This window comes from Psychromonas sp. (genome assembly GCF_983033635.1).
Map to the genome: position 1 here is coordinate 1 of NZ_CEZLMY010000112.1, position 4,231 is coordinate 4,231.

At 42.9% G+C, this 4,231-nt stretch carries 3 protein-coding genes; 1 reads left to right on the top strand and 2 read right to left on the bottom strand.

Annotated elements, in window-relative coordinates; all coding sequences use genetic code 11:
• Positions 1 to 386: 386 nt before the first annotated feature.
• A complete protein-coding gene (locus AC4GME_RS13250) occupies positions 387 to 1,163 on the bottom strand; it encodes a substrate-binding periplasmic protein (protein ID WP_490376511.1) in 777 nt (258 codons plus the stop codon).
• Between the two features lie 658 nt (positions 1,164 to 1,821).
• Positions 1,822 to 2,922, bottom strand: a complete 1,101-nt coding sequence (gene amrS, locus AC4GME_RS13255; protein WP_490376520.1) for an AmmeMemoRadiSam system radical SAM enzyme — start codon at positions 2,920 to 2,922, stop codon at positions 1,822 to 1,824.
• Positions 2,923 to 3,209: 287 nt separating this feature from the next.
• Here amrS and AC4GME_RS13260 point away from each other — a divergent pair.
• The coding region (locus tag AC4GME_RS13260; RefSeq protein ID WP_490379557.1) for a GAF domain-containing protein at positions 3,210 to 4,231 on the top strand (1,022 nt) is incomplete at its 3' end.

Consider the following 4,231-nt stretch of genomic DNA (forward strand, 5'->3'; position numbering starts at 1 on the left):
AACCTGAACTGGCATTCAATTCGCCAAACTTCTGAAAATAGAACACAATATTAAGCTAATTGGTTTTACTCCTCCGCTGTGATATTTATTTTGCTAGTTATGAGATCTTGGTTGGATAGGAAACGGGGCTGAATACAGGGCTTATTAAAAATGAGGATTTGTTTTTTGCTCCCATTACAACCAATCCTCTCGAATCATTTCATCTTATGATATCCAAACACTACAAGTAAGCACTTGAATTAAAACTATTTTTTAAATGAGAAGTAAATAAATTAGAACGTTCCGGCAAAATAGCGGATGTAAAGCTACAGTGCTTAAATTTTTAATCTGCCGATACTAATTTATGAACAACGATACTCAAGGCTCAACGGATCATAAAAATCAGCCTACAGGTAGTTACTCAAAATATCTTCATAAAGCGATTTACCTATTTTACCCTGTGCCGACTTCACTTGATCTATTCCCTTCTGCAGACTATCAATAAGCAGATCATTAACATCTTTACTAAATGCGTAATATAACTCGGCTTCTTTTAAAACATGCACAACAACAAAATTTTCATTATCAAGATCGTTCGTTTTTATAAACCAGCGTGCCACATTTTCTTCATATGCCCAAAGCTGTATACGGTCGACATTAAGTTTTTTAACTAAAGAATTAGCACTAGCTCCCTTTTGTATTTTGTTATCCGGCACTCCCAAAGCCCGAATTAACTGCTCGCCGATATCATCTCTAATAACCCCTATCTCATAGTTATGAAGGTTTTCTGATGATGATATTTTTATTCCGCTGCTTTTTTTAGCCAAAATTACAATCCGCGTTTTTGCAATAGGACCGACCCACTTGAATTTGTTTTCACGCGCTTCGGTACGAGTCATTGCAAAAAGAGCGATGTTAGGACCAGCCAGCGCTTTACGGTACGCCCGAGCCCAAGGCTGAAGTTTTATTTTTCCGCGTTTAATAGGCATATCCATTTTATGAGATGCGGCGACTAACAGATCCACTGCAATTCCCTTGAGTAATCCCCCCTCATTAAAATTATAGGGAGGGTATGCTTCCGTCAGCATTTCAATATTATTTAAGCCCTGCGCATTCGCACTGCCCCAAAAAATGGTTAGCAGAAAAACAGTTAATATTTTCTTACAATTACCAATAAGTAACATGAGAGCCCCTTTCAATTAATGAATAAATCTTTAGGAATATCTCCATCTTGAACGCCCTGGATTTTCCATTGAAGCACTCATGAATGACGTAATGATTAAACAAACTTTATCAGCAGTCTTTATGAGGTATAGGTTATATAAAAAATCATGTCAAACATCGTAATGTTCCAGGAAATTATTCGTACACAATGAGTGCATGCCTACCAATAGTATGAATTACTGAGCAAGGGTTTTGGCCTTTGATTGGTGCAGCCAGCTTTGACATTGAAACCTTTAGCAAGTGCGGGAAGCTCCAAGTTATTGCTTGTACTGAAGATCAGTCCGTCACTCTAACAAGCTAATATCTCAACGTTGTTCAGATATCAACTTTCGTAATGCTCGGTTTCAGGCAAATCGAACATCATCACTGTGATCGGTTTAGCGTTGGTCAAAAATCCCCACGCTATCTGCCCCGACCTAGAAAGCTAACTCGCAAACGCTCCTAACCGACTTAGATAGTTAATTTTTTAATTGATGACTTATGAGTTTTTAAAAGTCCATATGATTCATGGTGTTAGCTTGAACTTGTAAAGGTTATTTTATCAAATTACGTAGATCTCAATTTCTACGGTAGTGATATGACTGATGACAAGCCCGGCACAGTATCTAAGCAATGCCATCAACCCAGTCTGACCGGGATCCGCCGCCGTCCAAAATTCTCCTTCGGCCCGGCAAACCGTCCGGCTAATGGCTGCCCGCAATTCAAACAATGCCCATGCTCATCCAGATGATATTTCCCCAGCTGATACCAGTCCCTTTCAATTAGCAGATGCCGACAATTGGGGCAAAAAGTGCTGTCTGACTCGGTATTATGTACATTGCCGCAATACACATGATGCAGACCGTAGCTCAGGGCAATCTTTCTTGCCCGCAACAGAGTCGCCAGCGGCGTGCACTTCTTATCCATCATCTTGAAATCCGGGTGAAAGGCGCTGAAATGCAGCGGCACATCCAGGCCGAGGTTTTCAGCTATCCATTGACACATTTGGTGTAATTCCTGATCGCTGTCATTTTCATCGGGAATCAATAAAGTGGTTATTTCAAACCACACTGAGGTCTGATGTTTAAGATACAGCAAAGTATCCAATACAGGCTGCAAGTGGCCGTGGCATATTTTATGATAAAACTCCTCGGTAAAGCCTTTTAAATCAATATTGGCGGCATCCATATGGCGATAAAATTCAACCCTGGGTTCATCACACATGAAACCGGCACTCACTGCGACACTCTTTAGTCCCAATGCCTTGGCGGCCAAGGCAACATCGATGGCATACTCCATAAAGATCACCGGATCGTTATAAGTATAGGCCAGACTTTTACAGCCCTGTCTTTTGGCTGCCAGGGCCAGTTGCTCCGGCATGGCGGTATCGCAAAGGGTATCGACCTCACGTGATTTACTGATCTCCCAGTTTTGGCAGAATTTGCAGGAGAGGTTGCAACCGGCAGTGCCAAATGACATCACCCGCGAACCGGGGTAGAAGTGGTTGAGCGGTTTTTTCTCAATCGGATCGATACAAAAACCCGAAGAGCGACCATAGCTGGTCAGCACGATTTCACCCTGATGGTTCATTCGCACGTAACATATGCCGCGTTTGCCTTCTCGTAAATGACAATGATGGGGACACACGTCACAAGTGACCAACTCCCCCTTCTTTTGATCTCCCTCATGCTCTTTATGCCAAAAGCGGGTGGGAAAAAACTCGACCGGTTGCTTATCCATCATTACATTCACCAATTTGCCGCTATACTCAAAAGTATAGTTTATTTACGACAACGGGCATTGTTTAGATGGGGAATACGAGCATCTGCATTTATATACCCACCATTTTTATCATTAATTATCTTCCTCCTCATTAAATAAAGTAATCTCTTTCGCGATTATCTTTATTTATCCCTGTACTTCTGTTTCCCCGCGCCAGATAGCATAAATATTTAAATTCAATGAGCAAAACAGCTCCCCTTTACTAAAGCTGAACTATTCTAATAACGTGGAATAAGGAAACAATTATGAATCTCACTGACGATACATACTTGCATCAGCAACTGGTTATAGCGCACGGTGCTGCATTTTCAGCCTCTGGTATTCAAAAATACCTTAATAAGCAGCTGAGCTGTATTCAGATCAGCAGTGAACAGGAGTTGCAGCAGCTTTCCCCTGCCCTGCTGATCCTTGATCAACAGTTGCTGGAGGAATTGACTCAGGGATCAACGAGCGGCTGGCACAAGCCCGAGTCACTACTAGTTATTGCCGAAGAGCAGCTAAATATTGAAGCCGATCTCTATGTGCCCAAAGGGTTTAAAAAGAGGGTAACCCTGAAACATATCGAATCCGCGCTACAGCAATATATTCAATGCAGGCAGCAGGAGCAACTAACACAACTGCTGTCAGACAAATCAATCAGCTTGAAGAGACTGACGGATATCGGCATCGCACTTTCGGCAGAAAAAAGCCTGGCAGCTCTGTTGATTAGGATCCTCAACGAGGGACGAAAACTGGCTTGCTGTGACGCCGCGTCCCTGTTTCTGCTTGATAACAAAGACAGTAAAAAAGGCCAGCTTGTACTTAAATTAACTCAAAATGCCTCCATCGATTTTCGCTTTGAGGAGCAGCGTTTTCCCCTCAATGACAGTAGCATCTCAGGTTATGTGGCAACCCATGGCTGCGAGCTAAATATTGATGATGTCTACAAACTGGAGCATGCCCCCTACCAGTTCAACCGCATCTTCGACGATGCCACAGGTTACCGCTGCAGATCACTGCTGGCACTGCCGATACAAAACCACCGGGGAGAGGTTATTGGCGTATTACAATTTATCAATAGAACCCGCCAGCCGGATATCCGCCTCAGCTCTCATGTAATCACCCGTGAAAATGTGGTCCCGTTTGATGATAGTGTCTGCCATCTGTTGCGGGCGCTGGCCAGTCAATCTGCCATTGCCATTGAAAACCGACGACTTATCGAGAGTATCCGCAGCCTGTTTAGAGGATTTGTACAAGCTGCTGTCACTGCAATCGAACAACGAGATCC

Bases quoted from the DNA above. Each gene is read 5' to 3' on its own strand.
- AC4GME_RS13250 (WP_490376511.1), bottom strand. From the start codon at position 1,163: ATGTTACTTATTGGTAATTGTAAGAAAATATTAACTGTTTTTCTGCTA.
- amrS (WP_490376520.1), bottom strand. From the start codon at position 2,922: ATGGATAAGCAACCGGTCGAGTTTTTTCCCACCCGCTTTTGGCATAAA.